Genomic DNA, 17,230 nt, shown 5'->3' with positions numbered 1-17,230 from the left:
GAACCCGATGTCGGCTCCTCACACGCGCTGGGCTCTCATGCGACCGAAGACTTCCTCATCCCAAGTCGTCGGCGTCGGTGCGTGAGCTTGTGGACGGCGGCCTCCGCGGCAATCCCTATGAGGGCACCCATCAGCACGTCGGCGGGGAAGTGCGCACCGCGCACAACCTGCGCGGTTGTGACCCCGGCAGCGGCGGCGTACGCGGGCCCCTTGATCTCCGGGTAGGCACGAGCCGTGGCACAGGCGACGGCAGCACTCAGGGCGGAATGACCCGAGGGGAAGGACTGCCACGGCCCAACGTTCGTCCCTGGCCGACCGCGCGCGTAGATCCCCTCATCCATGAGAACATTCGGGCGGGTCCGATGCACCGTCCGCTTCAGACTTGTCTTGACGAGGCTGGCCAGGAGGCCAGCCCGCAGCATGTGCCGACCTGCCTCGGCAAGCCGGCGATCATGCGTGATCGTACCCCAGGCCAAGGTGCCGACGGATAGGGCGAGCAGAGACTGCCAGCTTCCCACCTCGCTTGCCCGTGCCAACGCACGAACTGCGGCATGATCCTTGGCGCGAGCAAGCTTAAGCCCGGCTGCGACGTCGGCAGCCTCGATGCGGTTGGGTGGGCTGCCGGTCATGGCGTGAGGCGGTCGCGCAAGCATGGCTGTTAACGTAAAACGTCGGCAATCGTTCGCGGTGATAGCCACACGAATGGCCTGCAAACTCCTGCCCCCTTTTCGGACATTTGAGCCGCCGTCGCTCGAGGATCGTTTGGGGTCGAAAGCCGGCCCGTCACGCCTTGGCGACCGGTCGTTCCCCAGCCTGCGTCGTGTTGCGCGGCGTCCGCATCTCGAACTTCGTCATCCAGGCGCGTCGCGGCTGCGCGAGCCCGGCCCGCGCCGGGACGACGCTGCCACTGCCGAGGCGGGCGTTGCAGGCATCCATCGCCTTCATGAGCCGGCTGGTACGCTCGCGGTCGAGCCGACCGATCAGGGCGCGCGGTGAGGTGGCCAGGGGGCCGAATTCGTTGCGGCGTGGTTCATCGCGGAGGATTCGGACTGGACGTGACCGGCGCCGAGGAGCTGACGAGCGGCTCGCCGAGCTGCGGGAGCATCCCTGGTCACCGCAACCAAAATCCTCTCGCAGCAGTTGCTGGGAGCTTCCGGTCGGGTGCGTGCCCTGCCATTCTCCCATAGGGGGCCTGAAGCCATGGACACCTTAGGCGCAAAGCCGAAGCGGGCGACTGAGCAGGATCGCCTCGTCGGCGAGCGGATCGTGGCGCTCCGCAAAGCCAGGGGCCTGAGCCAGGCCGCGCTCGGAGCCGCCGTCGGCGTCACCTTCCAGCAGGTCCAGAAATACGAGAGGGGCACGAACCGGGTCGGCGCCGGACGCCTGCAGGAGATCGCCCGTCTGCTTAAGGTGCCGGTTTCCGCCTTCTTCGACGAGGGCAACGGGGCCGCTGGCGACATGCAGGCGGATGTGTTCGGTTTCCTGCGCATCCACGGTGCCATCGATCTGCTGCGCGCCTTCGCCACGATCGAGGACGACCAACTGCGCCGCGAGGTACTGGCGATCGTGCGCAGCGCCAGTCGCCTCGGCCGGGAGGAGAGATCCTGATCTGGCACCATCTACCCGCTTGGACAGGATGAGATCGCCCGGCAGGCAGCTGCAGCGTCCAGGGACGGCGATGACGCCCGCATGGCCGAGGTACGGAAGCGGATGCTGACGGCGGCGCGGAGCTTGAACCGAAAGACCCCGCCTCCGGCTGGCCCGTGCGGGGCTGAAACAACGCAGTGGGCTACTCGGCGGACACCCGCGGCGGCCCCTCATCGGATAGCCAGTCGGCCTCGATCGCCATCTCGGTTCGGTAGACGGACTTTCCGCGCTCATCCCGGACGATGCCCGTGAGCCGGCGCTCATTCCTGATGACGACCTCGAAGCGGCCGACGTCTGACAGGGTTTTCATCGCAGCAACCGCAGCGGCGCGGGGCCCATCGCGTTCCGTAGCAGCATGGGCGGATGAGGTGGAGAGCCTCGTCGAGCGTTATTCGAAAAGTCGAGAGGGGAATGGCCTCGCCGCGCTCCGGCTGGCGGTCTCGGATGCGCTCGTGGACGCCGTCGAGTGCCGGCAGAGGCTGGAGGCAGCCGAACGAGCCGCCTCCTCCCCAGACTTCATGCGACAAGCGCCGTCAGCGGCTTCCGAGAGGCCAAGTCGGGCTGCTTGTCGCCTTCGGGTGCTAGCCTGCCGCTTGGCCGAGGTTGCGGTCGTTGATCGCGGTGCCCATCACGATCTGACCGGACCGGCCGCCCTGGGTTCTGCCAACGGAGGCCTGTCCGCGGGCCGTACCGAACGACAGCGCTTCGACTCTCAGGCCGCGACGCATGTTTTCCGGAAGATCGGAATGGTCGTAGTAGCCGGCATCATGGGCCATCGCGTCCATGGCCTGGATCTCGTTGGCAGCCGCGCCAGTCCAGAGGATCGCACCCGTCCCGCCCTGGCGAATTTGGAAAACCGACATCGTCGCTTCCTCATTGCGTGTTCCAGGATGAGACGCACGACGAGATGTGTCGTTCCTTCAGCTTCTGGCATGCGACCAAAAGATGAGGCCGGCCATCGCAACGTCGGTCAGGTCGGCGCCGGCCCGCTGCCCCGGACCTCTCTCGTCCGCCACCAATCGCCGATCCACGGATGGCGATCGATGACCGGGCCGGAGACTGCTGAACTTTTATAGGCGCATGCAGGAGAACGCGGTCCGCTCGGTCGGTTTGCGGGGTGACGGCTTGAAGCCGTAAGCGGATCGACCGCGGCTCAGCGCGAACATACCTGGCGACGGAACGCACGATGGATCACGACGTCACCGTAACGGGCTCGAACGAGCAGGCCGCGCTCATTGAGGCTGCTGAAGAGGTCGTACTGGAGCCGCTGGCCGACTTCCCGCACATCGACCTGCGCACCGGAGTCGAGCCGTGGGATAAGCGCCGAGCCGCGGGCAAGACGCTTCGGCGCGACCTTCCCCACATCGACCATGCCACGCTGTGCGCCGATGCGGATCGACCCGACCCGGTATCGCTCATCGAGGGGGCGCACGCTGGCCGGCAGGAACACCTCATCCCGCTGCGGGTCGCCCGCATGGCTTCCTCACCGTTCGCCTTCCTGCGCGGGGCGGCGCAGGTCATGGCCTGGGATCTGGCGCGGGGACCTCGCGGACCAATCGATGTGGTGATGAACGGTGACGCCCACATATCGAACTTCGGCCTGTTCGGCTCACCGCAGGGCGACGTGGTCTTGGATCTCAACGATTTCGATGAGGTCACGGTCGGACCGTGGGAATGGGACCTGAAGCGGCTCTGCGCGAGCATCGAAGTTGCAGCGCGAGACGCTGCCGTGCCTGCGAGCGAACGGCGTCAGGCGGTCCAAAGCGCCGCCGCGGGCTATCAGCACACCATGGACGATCTCGCCCCGCGCGGATCTCTGGACGTTTGGCAGCAGGCCGCACGCGCCGATGACCTCGACTTCATCGGCATCGAGATTGATGCCGAGTCGCAGGCCGTGGTCCACCGGGCCGTCGGAAAGGCCAGACGCAAGAACAACAAGAGTCTCCTCGATCGAGTCGGCGAGCGGCGCACGGATGGTGGCTGGCGGTTCCGCGAGGAGCCCCCGATCCTCACCCGTGTCGATGAAGCGACCCGCCAGAGCGTCACGGCCGGACTGGAACGCTACGCCGAGACGCTGCCGCGCGAGCGCCGGTTCATGCTGAGCCGCTACCATGTTGTCGATGTCGCGCACCGGGTGGTCGGCGTCGGGAGCGTCGGCACGCGGGCCTACGTCGCCCTGTTGTGCGGAAATTCGGACCAGGATGCGCTCTTCCTCCAGGTCAAGGAAGCCGTGCGACCGGCAAGCGCACCGTATCTGCGCGGCATGCCCGAGCCCTACGCGAGCCACGAGGGCGAGCGCGTGATCTACGGGCAGCGCCTGCTCCAGGCGGTCGGGGACCCGCTGCTCGGCTGGACCAGCATCGATGGCCGCCCATTCTACGTGCGCCAGATGAAGAACATGAAGGGCGATATACCACTGAGCCGCATGGCAGGCCGCTCGCTGATGTACTTCTCGCACGCGTACGGTGCGCTGCTGGCGAAGGCACATGCCCGCACCGGAGATGCGGCGGCGATCGCGGGCTATTTTGGTCACGACGGGCGTGCTGACCTGCGTGAAGCCCTGGCCGATTGGGCGCAGGCCTATGGCGATCGGAATGCAGCGGACTATGAGTTGTTTCGCGCTGCGATAGCGGAAGGGCGCCTCACGGCAGCGGATGATCCGCACTTGTAACGGAGGAAGAGAGCAGCCGACAGTTCCCTCTCCCAGCGCGCTGAATACTGGGCCGATGCGCGTGCTTCGCCAGACGAGCAGGTAGGCTCGGGTGTCCTTGCGCGACGAATGCCTGAACGCGAACTGGTTTTTGTCGCTGGCTGACGCGAAAAGCAAGATCGAGACGTGGCGGCGGCAGTACAACGAGAGCCGTCCTCACACAGCCCTCGGGTGGCTGACGCCCCAGGAATTCGCCTTGGCGGCAGCCCAGCAGGCTGCCGAATGAGACCCGGAAGCTCACCTTTCGGCCGGACCAAAATCGGGGATCCTCAGGAGAGCGCCAGCTTCCGCAAGAACTGGGAAGGCTCCGACAGCATCATTGATGCGATCACCTTCCTGAAGCGCGCCTCGCTCCTTCTTGCCTACACCGGCATCGGGTACGACTACCAGCCATCGAGAAGCTCTACCCCCGGTTGGTCCGCCCGGCGAAGAGCTGGCACACCCAAGTCACAGCGAAGGTGGTCTGGCCGTGTGACGCCTTGATCGGCTCCGGCCTCAAGCGCATCCGCGAGGGGAAGATACCGGGCCAGTACCTCAGACGCCGTTCTTCACGCCTCGGTGGCTTCCTCCTCCGGCGTCAGGACGGTCGAGCGGGGCTCCTTCGACCCCGTGGCGGCATCGGCCGTCGTCTTCCGATCACGCCCCGTCTGGACGGTGGGCGGACTGATGCCGTAACGCTTGGCCGCCGCTCTCACGCTCTCTTGACGGAGCTGTCTCGTGCGACGGGCCGCCTCCCGCGTGTGCGCGCGGCCGGATCTCTGAGGCGGGGCCAGCTTCGGCCGCACCAGACACGGACGCCGTCCTGCGGGAAGGCGCCGGGCGAGGGGCGGCCGCTTGATCGCGCGTCATTCCAGCCACGGTGCCGTGCATGCGCGCCGCCGGCGGTCCTGCCTGAGGCCGTGGGATGCGAGAAGCACCGCGTCGACGAATCCGTTCGCGTCCCCAAAGGCCACAAATTGAGCGATTTGATCGCCTCAAATGCCAGACGATACGTTTACAGCAATTTAAACGCACGGGCTCATTCTGCGGTGCTGAACCGAGGCGAGCGTAGTTTCAAATAATAGCGGATTCATATCGGCCATCGATATGGATTTCTATGAAATGTGTGTGACGCGAGATGTTTATATCATTCCCGGTCGGCACCCATCGTGAGAGCGAAGCCCTCGACAACAACTTGAGGGCTCGCGTCCGTGTGGAGCAATTCGACGTCGCCCTCCGACTTGTTCCTTTTACGGTACTTGTCAGCCTCAGCGTCGTTCAAGTCATCGTCTACCTCTTCTGGGATCCCGCCAATCGCATCTATCTGGGCCTGCTGGAAGCGGCCATCCTGCCGCTGGCCATTGCCGTCCTCCAACAATGCTGGCAGTGGCGTTCGCGCCCCAAGCCGCGCGAACTGACCGGCACGTTCATCCGTCGCGCCGTTTTGGCCGCCTATGCCTATGGCTGCCTCCTCGCCTCGATTCCGATCATGCTGTTCGTCGGGGCCGACCCGGACGGACGCCTGCTCATCGCCGCCAGCTGCGCCGGCCTGATCGCGACAGGGATGAGCGCCGCCGTGCTGCCGCCTGTCGCCATCGGCTTCTCCGGCCTCATCATCGCCGGATCCTTCTTCGGGTTGGCCGCGACGGGAGAGCGCTTCTACATCTACGTCGCGACCCTGCTCGTGTTCTATGCAGCCTTCATCTGCTTCACCATTCTGCATCTCAGCCGTCTTCTGAAAATGCGTGTCGTCTCCCAGATCGACCTGGAGCGTCAGCAGGAATTCACGAATCTGCTTCTCAACGAGTTCGAGGAGAATGCGAGCGACTGGCTCTGGGAAACAAACGCCGAGCTTCGCCTTCAGCATGTTTCGCCACGGCTGGTGGAGGTCGCCCGCTCATCGGAGCGCCAGCTTCTCGGCTTGCCTCTCGAACAACTGCTGCTGCCCGCCGTCGCCGCGCCCGATGGGCATCCGAGCACCGTGCTCTGGAACTGCATCGCGGAGCGCCGCACCTTCCGCAACCTCATCCTCCCGCTCAACATCGCCGGCGAGCAACGCACCTGGGAATTGAGCGGAAAGCCGATCTTCACCAACGGCACCCGGTTCTCGGGCTATCGTGGCGTCGGGTCCGACGTGACGGAGAAACGGCAATCGGAGGAGCGCCTGTCCTATCTGGCGCTGCACGACACGCTGACGGACCTCCCGAACCGGGTTCAGTTTCAGCAGCTTCTGGAAGCCGCGCGCGAGCAGGCGGGAGCAAGCGGACGGTTTGCGGTGCTCGCGCTGGATCTCGACGAGTTCAAGAACGTGAATGACACGTTCGGGCATGCGGCGGGCGACGGATTGTTGCGGGCCTTCGCCGAACGTCTGCAGCGCTTCGCCTCCTCCGATGTGCATATCGCCCGTCTCGCAGGGGACGAGTTCGCTCTTCTCGCCAAAGGATCGGCGGCACGCGATCGCCACACGGTGGCGCTCCTGGCGAGCGATATCGTCGCGGCGGTCGCATCACCCTTCACCGTCAACGGCATTCGGGTGAGCATCGGCGTCAGTATCGGCATCGCCATGGCCCCGCAGGATGGCTGCCTCGAGATCATGCGCAGGGCCGACCTCGCACTGTACCGGACGAAGGGCGAAGGCCGGAACGGATACCGCTTCTACGAAGCCGAGATGGACGAGCGGATCGAGGCGCGACGGGCCCTGTCGACCGATCTGCGGGGGGCTCTCGACCGGAACGAGTTCCTCCTTCACTTCCAGCCCATCGTGTCGAGGGAGGGCCGCGTCCGAGGCTTCGAGGCTCTCGTGCGTTGGAAGCATCCGAAACGCGGCTTCGTCTCACCCGCCGAATTCATCCCGCTGGCCGAAGAGACGGGCGTCATCATCCCACTGGGAGAGTGGATCCTGCAGCAGGCCTGCGCGACCGCAGCGGGATGGCCCGGCGACATCAGCATCGCCGTCAACCTGTCACCGATCCAATTCCGTCACTCGGATCTGCCGCTTCTGGTCATCTCCGCGCTGCAGGAGAGCGGCTTGGATGCCTCGCGGCTGGAGATCGAAATCACGGAGTCGGTCTTCCTCGAGGCAACCCCTGCCATCAAGACGGCACTCGCCAAGCTTCGCGAACTGGGTGTGCGGCTTTCCCTCGACGATTTCGGGACCGGCTATTCCAGCCTGAGCTACCTCCGGCGACTGGCCTTCGATAAAATCAAGATCGACCAGAGTTTCGTCAGAGACCTGCCGCACGAGCAAAGCGGCGCAGCCATCGTCCGGGCGATCATCGATCTGGCCACAAGCCTCAAGATGACGGTGATCGCCGAAGGGGTCGAGACCGAGGCCCAGCGCCGGTGCCTCCTGAGCCTCGGCTGCCATGCGCTCCAAGGCTACCTCTTCAGCCGACCCGTACCGGCCGACGAGGCCAATGCCCTCGTGACCGGGCAAGGGCTTCGGCGGCAGACGATCCACGCCGCTTGAGGAAGCTTAGGCGCTGAGGCTGTTGGCCCCCAATGGGCCCGGCACGGCTGAGGCCGCGTGCGGAGAACTCTTGGGCCAATAGGGAAGAAAGCCCTCAATGATGGATCGCGGGATGTCCAGGGGACGATACTGGACTGAGTCGACGAACATCAGCGACTGCTCGCCTCGGCCGAGCAAGCCGTTGATTTCACTATGGATCTCATGCGCCAGCGTCACGAATTTCCGATTGTGGCTGGCGATGCGGACGCGAACCGATACAGGCTCGAACTCGACGGCCTCCCGCCGGAAATCATGCTGGAACGTTTTCGTCAGCACATAGAAGTCGGTCGACTTCAAATCGAAATCCGGCATACACGTGTTGAAGAACAATTCTCGCGCCTTGCCCACCCAGCGGACATAGTTCGCGAAGTAGACGTTTCCGACCGAGTTGGTGTCGTCGTAGGTCGGGATCAGGCTCAACACGAACCACTGCCCGTCGAAGCCGTGCGAGGCGATCGCCTCATCACGGGCGACGGTGATGACCACCGGCTTCGCAGCGGCCTCGTCTGTCGCTTGAGGCACGGAGGCTGCCGGCGCACCGCCCCAGCCGAGCAACTCCGTCACCATCGGGAGCGCACCGACGAGCCCGATCAGCGGCGCGATGGCCAGATAAGCCCAGTTCGGCTGGATGTAGCCGGTCAGGAAAACAAGGCAGGCCGCCAGTCCGATCATGTAGCTGAGGACGGGGTCGTAGCGCCGGGACGCTCCGAGCGTCTCGCAGACCAAGCAGGCCGCTCCTCCGACAAGGATCGTCGCGAAGGGCACCATCAGGTACATCAGCGACAGGTTGAGTTGAGTCGCAGCCACCGCAGCCGTGAAGGCTGCAAGCAGGATCCAGATCGGCGACGACACCAGCGACGACGGCACGAAGGCGAGAAGCGGTGAGTTGCTGCGCGTCGTGATGGCCGTCATGAGCCAGCGCGTCGCGCCGTAGAAGCTGTCGATCGTGGTCGCCGCCGCCACGACGGTCCAGATCAGAAAGGCAACCGTCACGCCTGCAACATGACTCCGCGCCGTCGCCTGCGCGACGGCGGCGTAGGCTCCGGGCAAGCCGTCGAACGACACGACCGGTTCACCGAGGCCCGCCGCGGAAGCGAGCAGAGCGTTGATCGTCAGCAGGCCGCCGAAGAGGATTGCACCGGTCGCATAGGCCACCCGGACGGAAGCGCCCTCGCGCCGGATCTCGACCGCGCGTTGCCACTGCTGCACGTCCATCCACGGACCGAGCAGAAAGCCGACCAGCGAGGGAAGCGCGAGGCCATAGAAGCGTTCGTCGAGCGACGACAGCGGAACGTCAGAACCATGGGATTCCGTCGCCAGTCCGGCGAGCAACACGAAGCCGGCACATACGCCCAAGATCAGCGCAACGCCATGCACGATCTTGATGCGACGAAGGGGGATCGCATGTCCGATCGAACAGGCCACGAGGACGAGCATGACCAAGCCAAGTACGGTGTCCCGCCCGAACAAGGGCATCCAAGCATATGCGGCAAAGCCGAAGATCGTGATTGCAACCGCTAGGAACTGACAAACGAGGAACAGGACGGCGTAAGGCCCCTGAATCGTCGTCGCGATCTTTTCCGGGCTTCGCCCCGGCGCGCCGAGGATCCAACCAAACAGGGCAAGGCCGATCGCATTCGGCAAAGCAAAGGCAAGAAATCCGATCCACCCATATGTCAGGGTGACATGGATCGCGTAGAAAAAGCCGAGACCCCAGAACCACGACAGGGCGATCGTTGGCGCCCAAGTTGCCGAGCGAAGGAACTGATACAGCATTTTGTTTTACGCGTCCGTGATTCGTGCCCAAGCCTAGCGAACCGGGACCGCTGCGGGAATATGAAAATGTCGGAAGAAGCGTCCCAGGAGGGCGCCCCTATCGCGGCGCTCGGCCGACCCGCGCCCCATCTTCTGGTGGTAAAGACACGCCTCAGCCCAGGTTAATCGAATAGAATTCGGCCCATTTCGGGCTGCACGATCTGATTTCTGTCGTCATGACGCCCCTACCGAGCGCTACGACAGTCTAAAGTGCAGCCCGATGAAGTGCTCACCGATTCTTCGAAAGAATGCGCGTCAAAGCAAAGATCGAGACGCACTGGCCTGATGCGGCAAGGCCTCACGGGCCGGTTGGCTGAGACCGCTGGGCTCGATCCAGCACTCTTCGGCGCGTAGGCGTTGAGGGCTGGTTTCGTCAGGTCAGCGGTCCGGCGCGGTGCGGACCCCACCCGCATCATGGACGCGTCGGGACACGGCGATTTGCGAACCGTCGTCGGCGACATCCACCGCTTGAATGCTTTCAAGGATCACCGCGCGAGACGGCGGCGCGTCGGCGGGAAAGGGCCGGGGGTGATCCTGTCGACAGCAATTTTGAACCCCACGGCTCGCCAGAAGTTAGCCGGCTCCTAGGTTGGGCCGCATGAGCGGCCAAACGGTGCAGGGTCGGGAATGCTGGGCTGGTTCCGTGCGCTGATGCCGAGAGAAGACCGCTTCTTCGACATGTTCGAGCGGCACTCTCGCACCCTGATCGTCGCCGCAGAGGCGTTGCAATCTGTCCTGCAAGGCGGCCCCGACGTTCCTCGCTATTGCCAAGTGGTTGTCGAGCAGGAACGCGAGGCTGATGAGATCACGGCCGAAGTCCTTCTCGCTGTCCGCCGCAGCTTCATCACCCCGTTCGATCGCGGCGACATCAAGGATTTGATTCAGTCGATGGACGACGCCATCGATCAGATGAACAAGACCGTCAAAGCCGTCCAGCTCTATGAGCTGCGCCGGTTCGAGCCTCTCATGCAGGAGATGGGCGGCACTGTGGTCGAGGCTGCCAAACTGACGGCAGAGTTGGTACCTCTCCTCAACGCCGTCGGCCCCCACGCAAGCCGCATCAATCAGATCACGGAGGCGATCACGCGGGTCGAGGGACGCTCGGATGAGATGCAGGAGCGGGGTCTGAAGGCGCTCTATCGAGCCCACCGCCGCGATGGAGGGGATGGTGATGCCATGTCCTACATCATCGGCGCCGAGATCTATGGTCATCTGGAGGATGTCGTCGACCGCTTTGAGGACGTCGCCAACGAGATCAGCGGCATCATGATCGAGAACGTGTGACGGGCATGGAAACGGCCACACTCGCTCTCCCTTACCTTGTTGCGCTGATTGCGATCGCGCTGCTCTTCGACTTCCTCAACGGCCTTCACGATGCAGCGAACTCCATCGCCACCATCGTATCGACCAGGGTTCTGCGACCGCAATATGCCGTCCTGTGGGCCGCCTTTTTCAATTTCATCGCGTTTCTTTTCTTCGGCCTCCATGTCGCTCAGACCCTCGGCACCGGCATCGTCGATGCCGGGATCGTCGACCCTCAGGTGATCTTCAGCGCGTTGATCGGCGCGATCGTCTGGAACATCGCCACTTGGATTTTCGGCATTCCGTCGAGCAGCTCGCACGCCCTCATCGGCGGCCTCGTCGGGGCCGGCGTGACGAAGGCCGGCCCCGGTGTCGTCGTGTGGACCGGCCTCAGCAAGACCGTCGCAGCCATTGTGCTGTCACCGCTGCTCGGGTTCCTGCTGGCGCTGCTGCTGGTGCTGGCGGTTTCCTGGGCCTGTGTTCGCGCCACGCCGTTCGGGGTCGACCGGACCTTTCGCCGGCTGCAATTCGTATCGGCCTCACTTTATTCGCTCGGGCACGGCGGCAACGATGCTCAGAAGACCATGGGCATCATCGCGGTCTTGCTCTACGCGCAGGGGCACCTGGGAAGCGACTTCCACGTTCCGCTCTGGGTCGTGTTGTCCTGTCAGTCCGCGATGGCGCTCGGCACTTTGTCGGGTGGCTGGCGCATCGTGCACACGATGGGCTCGCGCATCACCCGGTTGAACCCGATGCAGGGGTTCTGCGCCGAGTCCGGAGGCGCCATCACCCTGTTCCTGGCGACGTGGCTCGGGGTGCCCGTCTCGACAACCCACACCATCACGGGCGCGATCATCGGGGTCGGTGCGGCACGAAGGGCTTCCGCGGTGCGCTGGGGTATTGCCGGCAACATCGTCATCGCCTGGGTGGTCACCCTACCGGCAGCGGCAGGCATCGCCGCGGGTTGCTACGCGCTCACAGCCCTCCTGGTCTGATGAGTTGCGATGCCGAAAGCAAAGAAATCGCAGGCAAAACCGAAGACCAAGAAAGCTCCGCAGAAGCTTCGACAACAGGTTGCAGCACTGCCCGTGCGGCTTAGCGAAGGTGGACAAATCGAGGTGCTGCTGGTGACCTCGCGCGATAGCCGACGTTGGATCATCCCCAAAGGCTGGCCGATGAAAGGCAAGAAGCGCCATGAGGCCGCGGCGATCGAGGCGGAGGAAGAAGCGGGCGTCCTCGGCACGATCCAAGACAAGGCCCTGGGTCACTACAGATACAGCAAGCAGCAGGCCGACGGCCGAGAGATCGGCTGCCGAGTGGCTGTCTACGCGCTCAATGTCACGGAGGAACTGGCCGATTGGGCTGAGAAGGGCCAGCGCCAAATGCAATGGGTCCGGAGTGAGATCGCCGCAGACCTGGTTCAAGAACCGGAATTGTCTCTGCTACTCCGCAAAATCGGCCCTCCATGAGAACCGGCCTCGTGCCGGCTCGGACTGCGATCGGGTCGGAGCCGCGGGGCGTCGGAACCCACGCCTCTCCTAGGCGGGCAGGACCACCACCTTCGTCTTGACCGGGGTTCGCGCGTAGAGGTGGATCATATCCTGGCTGAGCAGGCCGACGCAGCCGCTCGTGATGCCGCTGCCGATCGATTCGGGCTCGCTGCTGGCGTAGATCGTGTAGAGCGTGTAGGCGCCGTTCTGGTAGAGATGCAGGGTCCGGGCGCCGAGCGGATTGTCGAGGCCGCCCGGCATCCCGCGGGCGTATTTGGCCGCTTCGGGCTGGCGCCGGATCATCTCCTTGGGCGGTGTCCAAGTGGCCCATTCGGACTTGCGGCCGACATAGGCATCGCCGCTCCACAGAAACCCGTCGCGTCCGACATTGGCGCCGTAGCGGGTGGCGGAACCGTCCCCCTCGATGCGGTAGACGTAGTAGTTGCGCGGATCGACGACGATCGTTCCGGGCGCTTCCTTGGTCTCGTAGCGCACCGTCCGGCGGTAGTATTTCGGATCGACCTTGCTGATGTCGACCGCCGGGATCGGAAACTTCTCGTCCGGCATCGGCCCGTAGACTTTCGTCGCCTCGGCCAGCATCGTGCCGTCGGCGGTCACGCAGCCGCCGAGTCCGAGCGCGCCCAAGCCGGCGGCCGAGCCGGCCAGAAACGTGCGGCGGCTGAGAACCCGCGCGCGAGCACTGGAAAGAACGGTCTCGTCGAAACCGCCGGCTCCGGCCTGCCTACCATCCATCGTCATGATCCCGGACTTCCCATACCCTGCCGTCCGACGAGCCCATGGCCGGCCGACAGACGACGCGTACGGCCAAGCTGAGAGTGCGGCGACTCGGTGCGCGTGGCAAGCCCACCTGGCAAGTCCACCTGGCAAGTCCACCCGGCAAGTGCCGCTGGCAAAGGCGGCATGTGCGGCGGCGGATATGTATGGGCCGAGGCCGGCGCATCGGGCATACCAGAGCCGGCCGCGCCTCGACCCTGCATCCTGCAGCGCCGCGTGCGGGCCGGTGAAACCCTCGGGGGCGACGCGATGGCGGGGCAGCAATCCGGAGGACCGGATCGGCGCAACGATGCCCTCTGGCTCCGGCTGACGATCGGCGGCATGCTCCTGTGCCTGCTGATCTACGGCTGTTGGCAGGCAGCCGCTTGGTTCGCGGCCTCGTTCCCGAGGGATTTTCGATAAGCGCGACCGGCCCGGCTGCGTTCGCGGTCCGGGTCCGCAGCGCCCGACCTTGGGCCCCTCAAGCCCCCGGGTATGCCCCGCGCGACAGCCGGACTCGGTCGAGCGGATCGAGGGAGGCCGGCGTCCCATCGCCGTCGTTACAGGCGAGGGAGGGTCCCGCGGGCCTGCGGATCGACACCGAAGCGGTGACGGTAGTCCTGCGGAGTGCTGGCGAGCAGGCGCAGGAAGCTTCGGCGCATGGTCTCCTCGGATCCGAACCCGCAGCGTTGCGCGATCCGCTTCACCGGCTGACGGGTTTCCGCCAGCATCTGGCGAGCCGCCTCGACCCGCAGGCGCTCGACGGCGCGGGCCGGCGTGACCCCGGTCTGCTCGGCGTAGCGCCGGCTGAAGCTGCGCTCGCTCATGCCCGCCTCCGCCGCGAGGGCCGGGAGCGACAGGTCGGCATCGAGATGCGCGCGCATCCAGTGATGCAGCGCCTCGAAACGGTCTCCGGCCGCCTGCAGCGACAGCGCCGCGCTGAACTGCGCCTGCCCGCCGGGGCGCTTGAGGAAGACGACGAGGTAGCGCGCGACCGCCAGCGCCGTCGCCCGGCCGAGATCCGCCTCGACGAGGGCCAGCGCGAGGTCGATGCCGGCGGTCACCCCCGCGGAGGTCCAGACCGGGCCGTCGCGCAGAAAAATCGGATCGGCCTCGACCCGCACCGACGGGAAGCGCCGGGCGAAGGCGTCGCAGAAGGACCAGTGAGTCACGGCCCGCCGGCCGTCGAGCCGGCCGGATGCGGCCAGGAGGAAGGCGCCGGTGCACACGGAAGCGACCCGCCGCGCCCGCTCCGCGCGCTGCCGCAGCCATCCGACCAGTTCGGGATCGCCGGCCGCCGCATCGACGCCGGGACCGCCGGCCACGACCAGGGTGTCGACCGCCTCGCTCGCGGACGTCGGCGGCGCCAGCGGCTCCGCCGCGAGGGCGAGACCGGCGGAGCTGGCGACGGCGCCGCCGCCCTTGGCGACGACGCGCAGCCGGTAGGGTGGCGCGCCGCCGAGCCGCGCGACGTGCTCATTGGCGGAGGCGAAGACCTGGAGCGGCCCGGTCACGTCGAGCACCTGCACGCCGGGGAAGGCGAGCACCTCCACGATCCGTGCCTGATCTGGCGGGATACGAGGGTCATTTGGCATTCGTGCCAGAACCTGCCGCGCTAGCCTCCGCTTGTCCACCGGAGGCTTCCATGATCCCGCCCGACACGCATCTGCAGATCGGCTCGCTCCTGTTCGAGGGCGTCGATCAGATCGATCTGACCGGCCCGTTCGAGGTGCTGTCGCGCATCCCCAACGCGACCTACCGCCTCTATGGCAAGACGACTGAGCCCGTCCGCGACGTGCGCGGCCTGCGGCTGAGCCCGGATGCAAGCCTCGCGGAGGCGCCGCAGCTCGACGTGCTGCACGTCCCCGGCGGCTTCGGCCAGGAGGCGCTGATGGAGGACGAGGCCGTGCTCGGCTGGCTCTGCGATCAGGCGGCCGGCGCGCGCAGCGTGTTCTCGGTCTGCACGGGGGCGCTTCTGTGCGGCGCCGCGGGCCTCCTCAGGGGCCGCCGCGCCACGACCCACTGGGCCTCATTCGATCTGCTGCCGTTCTTCGGCGCGATCCCCGTCGATCAGCGGGTCGTCGTCGACGGCAGCTGGGTGTTCGCCGCGGGTGTCACCGCGGGGATCGACGGCGCCCTGCGGCTGGCGGCGGAGCTGCGCGGCGTGGACGCGGCCCAGGCGATCCAGCTCTACATGGCCTACGCCCCCGAACCGCCCTTCGACAGCGGCACGCCGGAGCGGGCGCCCCCCGCCATCCTCGAACAGGCCCGCGCCGCGGTGGCAGCGATCACGGAGCGCCGGGCCGATACCGCCCGACGGGTCGCCGCCCGGCTCGGAATCGCACCGTGAGCGGTCCGCCGGAGGCCCGCCTTGAACGAAGCGGGACGGGGCGCCCTCCGACGCCCCGTCCCCCGGCACGATCCCCACGGCCCGGATCAGCGGCCTGCATAGGCCTCCCGCCGCGCACCGAACATGATGCGCCGACGCATCTCCCGGAACGTGCCCTCGGCGCCCGCCTCCACGGTCACGAGCGAGACGGCGATGGCGACGAGGAAGGAGAGCGGCATGCTGATGAGGGCCGGGTTCTTCATCGGGACGAACCACCATGCCTGCGAGACCTCGGCGAGGTTGCGCCCCAGCACGTCCACCTGGATCGTCGGCGAGAGGCTGATCAGCAGGAGCGAGGCGAAGGTCCCGACCAGGATGCTGGCGACGGCGCCCGCGGTCGTGAACCGCTTCCACGTGATCGCCAGCAGCAGGGCCGGGAAGTTGGCGGCGGCGGCGACGGCGAAGGCCAGCCCCGCCATGAAGGCGACGTTCTGCCCCTCGAAGACGATCCCGAGCACCACCGCCAGGACCGCGATGGCGACCGTGGCGATCCGGGCCACGGTGAGCTGCTCGCGCTCCGGCGCCGCGCCGTGGCGCACCACGTTGACCCAGAGGTCGTGGCAGACCGTGGCGACGCCCGAGAGGGTGAGCCCGGCGACGACCGCCAGCATGGTGGCGAAGGCGACGGCGCAGATGAAGCCGAAGAAGCCGTTGCCGCCGACGGTGAGGGCGAGCAGCGGGGCCGCCATGTTGCCGCCGCCCCCGGCCTTCGTCACGACCTCCGGCCCGACGAGGACCATCGCGCCGAAGCCGATGACGAAGACGAGGAGATGGAACGAGCCGATGATGCCGGTGGCGTAGAGGATCGACATCCGCGCCTCCTTCACGTCCGGCACGGTGAAGGCGCGCATCAGGATGTGCGGCAGGGCCGCCGTGCCGAACATCAGCCCGACGCCCAGCGAGATCGCGTCCCACCCGCTGCCCGCGACCTTGGAGCCCGGCTGGAGCACGCGCTCGCCGTACTTGTCGGCCGCCGCCGAGAATAGGGTGAGCGGGTTCATGTCGAAATGGGCGAGCACGAGGAGCGCCAGGACGAGCCCGCCGAGCGAGAGGAGCACCGCCTTGATCACCTGGACCCAGGTGGTGGCGAGCATGCCGCCGAACATCACGTAGGTGAGCATCGCGGTGCCGACCACGATGACGGAGGCGGTGTAGGGCAGGCCGAACAGCAGTTTGATCAGCGAGCCCGTCGCGACCATCTGGGCGATCAGGTAGAGCAGGATCACGGTCAGCGTGCCGATGGCGGCGGCCATCCGCACCGGGCGCTGCCGCAGGCGGTAGGCGACGACGTCGGCGAAGGTGAACTTGCCGAGATTGCGCAGCGGCTCGACGATCAGGAACGAGATGATCGGCCAGCCGACGAGGAAGCCGATGGAGTAGATCAGCCCGTCGAAGCCGTTCGACGTGATGATGCCGGCGATGCCGAGGAGCGCGGCAGCACTCAGGAAGTCGCCGGCGAGCGCCCAGCCGTTCTGCCAAGCGGTGATCTGGCCTCCGGCGGCGAAGAATTGCTCGGTGGTGCGCGTGCGCCGCGCGGCCCAGTAGGTGATGCCGAGCGTCAACGCCATGAAGACGAAGAAGAAGGTGACGGCGAGGGGATTGTTGGCGGCCTGCAT

General features: G+C 66.1%; 14 protein-coding genes and 3 pseudogenes. 8 read left to right on the top strand and 9 right to left on the bottom strand.

The genetic code is table 11. The features are described 5' to 3' along the window. Window positions 1-35: 35 nt before the first annotated feature. Together HNR51_RS19920 and HNR51_RS26810 are read right to left on the bottom strand one after the other, a co-directional pair. Window positions 36-629: a phosphatase PAP2 family protein gene (locus HNR51_RS19920; RefSeq protein ID WP_239681432.1), complete on the bottom strand. Its 594-nt coding sequence runs from the start codon at window positions 627-629 to the stop codon at window positions 36-38. A gap of 154 nt (window positions 630-783) precedes the next feature. Next, window positions 784-1,008: pseudogene (locus HNR51_RS26810) on the bottom strand (DUF4113 domain-containing protein); the annotation flags it as partial. Window positions 1,009-1,200: 192 nt separating this feature from the next. On the opposite strand from HNR51_RS26810, the gene HNR51_RS19910 reads away from it, so the two are divergent. Then, on the top strand, window positions 1,201-1,608 hold the full coding sequence (locus HNR51_RS19910; protein WP_182556140.1) for a helix-turn-helix domain-containing protein: 408 nt from the start codon (window positions 1,201-1,203) through the stop codon (window positions 1,606-1,608). Window positions 1,609-1,789: 181 nt separating this feature from the next. Here the strand turns inward: HNR51_RS19910 and HNR51_RS19905 are convergent, their stop codons facing one another. Both HNR51_RS19905 and HNR51_RS19900 read right to left on the bottom strand, forming a co-directional pair. Continuing rightward, entirely contained in the window at window positions 1,790-1,957 is a 168-nt protein-coding gene (locus HNR51_RS19905) for a hypothetical protein (RefSeq protein WP_239681431.1), read from the bottom strand. Window positions 1,958-2,228: 271 nt separating this feature from the next. After that, window positions 2,229-2,510, bottom strand: coding sequence for a hypothetical protein (locus tag HNR51_RS19900; RefSeq protein WP_182556139.1), 282 nt, complete (start codon window positions 2,508-2,510; stop codon window positions 2,229-2,231). A gap of 323 nt (window positions 2,511-2,833) precedes the next feature. Between HNR51_RS19900 and HNR51_RS19895 the strand changes: the two genes are divergently transcribed. Then, complete coding sequence (locus HNR51_RS19895; RefSeq protein ID WP_182556138.1) at window positions 2,834-4,318, top strand: DUF2252 domain-containing protein; 1,485 nt, start codon at window positions 2,834-2,836, stop codon at window positions 4,316-4,318. 97 nt (window positions 4,319-4,415) lie between these two features. Next, window positions 4,416-4,583 (top strand): annotated as a pseudogene (locus tag HNR51_RS19890) (integrase core domain-containing protein); the annotation flags it as partial. 334 nt (window positions 4,584-4,917) lie between these two features. Here HNR51_RS19890 and HNR51_RS27025 read toward each other — a convergent pair. Further along, window positions 4,918-5,130, bottom strand: a pseudogene (locus HNR51_RS27025) (IS481 family transposase); the annotation flags it as partial. A gap of 419 nt (window positions 5,131-5,549) precedes the next feature. Here HNR51_RS27025 and HNR51_RS19885 point away from each other — a divergent pair. Continuing rightward, window positions 5,550-7,805, top strand: coding sequence for a putative bifunctional diguanylate cyclase/phosphodiesterase (locus tag HNR51_RS19885; RefSeq protein ID WP_239681430.1), 2,256 nt, complete (start codon window positions 5,550-5,552; stop codon window positions 7,803-7,805). A gap of 6 nt (window positions 7,806-7,811) precedes the next feature. On the opposite strand, the gene HNR51_RS19880 is transcribed toward HNR51_RS19885, so the two are convergent. Further along, window positions 7,812-9,620: an acyl-CoA thioesterase gene (locus HNR51_RS19880; protein WP_182556136.1), complete on the bottom strand. Its 1,809-nt coding sequence runs from the start codon at window positions 9,618-9,620 to the stop codon at window positions 7,812-7,814. Window positions 9,621-10,286: 666 nt separating this feature from the next. Here HNR51_RS19880 and HNR51_RS19875 point away from each other — a divergent pair. The 3 genes from HNR51_RS19875 to HNR51_RS19865 are packed head-to-tail and all read left to right on the top strand — an operon-like array spanning window position 10,287 to window position 12,430. Next, window positions 10,287-10,943 carry a DUF47 domain-containing protein gene (locus HNR51_RS19875; RefSeq protein WP_063986925.1) on the top strand — a complete coding sequence of 219 codons (657 nt, stop codon included), beginning with the start codon at window positions 10,287-10,289 and terminating at the stop codon, window positions 10,941-10,943. A gap of 5 nt (window positions 10,944-10,948) precedes the next feature. Then, complete coding sequence (locus HNR51_RS19870) at window positions 10,949-11,956, top strand: inorganic phosphate transporter (RefSeq protein WP_182556206.1); 1,008 nt, start codon at window positions 10,949-10,951, stop codon at window positions 11,954-11,956. Window positions 11,957-11,965: 9 nt separating this feature from the next. Then, window positions 11,966-12,430 carry an NUDIX hydrolase gene (locus HNR51_RS19865; RefSeq protein ID WP_182556135.1) on the top strand — a complete coding sequence of 155 codons (465 nt, stop codon included), beginning with the start codon at window positions 11,966-11,968 and terminating at the stop codon, window positions 12,428-12,430. A gap of 69 nt (window positions 12,431-12,499) precedes the next feature. Here the strand turns inward: HNR51_RS19865 and HNR51_RS19860 are convergent, their stop codons facing one another. Further along, complete coding sequence (locus HNR51_RS19860) at window positions 12,500-13,210, bottom strand: L,D-transpeptidase (protein ID WP_182556134.1); 711 nt, start codon at window positions 13,208-13,210, stop codon at window positions 12,500-12,502. 575 nt (window positions 13,211-13,785) lie between these two features. Next, complete coding sequence (locus HNR51_RS19855) at window positions 13,786-14,820, bottom strand: GlxA family transcriptional regulator (protein ID WP_182556133.1); 1,035 nt, start codon at window positions 14,818-14,820, stop codon at window positions 13,786-13,788. Window positions 14,821-14,870: 50 nt separating this feature from the next. On the opposite strand from HNR51_RS19855, the gene HNR51_RS19850 reads away from it, so the two are divergent. Continuing rightward, window positions 14,871-15,575: a DJ-1/PfpI family protein gene (locus HNR51_RS19850; protein WP_182556132.1), complete on the top strand. Its 705-nt coding sequence runs from the start codon at window positions 14,871-14,873 to the stop codon at window positions 15,573-15,575. A gap of 86 nt (window positions 15,576-15,661) precedes the next feature. Here the strand turns inward: HNR51_RS19850 and HNR51_RS19845 are convergent, their stop codons facing one another. Then, entirely contained in the window at window positions 15,662-17,230 is a 1,569-nt protein-coding gene (locus HNR51_RS19845; protein WP_141950985.1) for a sodium:solute symporter family transporter, read from the bottom strand.

Source organism: Methylorubrum thiocyanatum, assembly GCA_014138645.1.
GTDB lineage: Bacteria > Pseudomonadota > Alphaproteobacteria > Rhizobiales > Beijerinckiaceae > Methylobacterium > Methylobacterium thiocyanatum.
The sequence above is the reverse complement of the archived record's forward strand: the minus strand, read 5'-3'. Positions and strand labels throughout refer to the sequence as shown.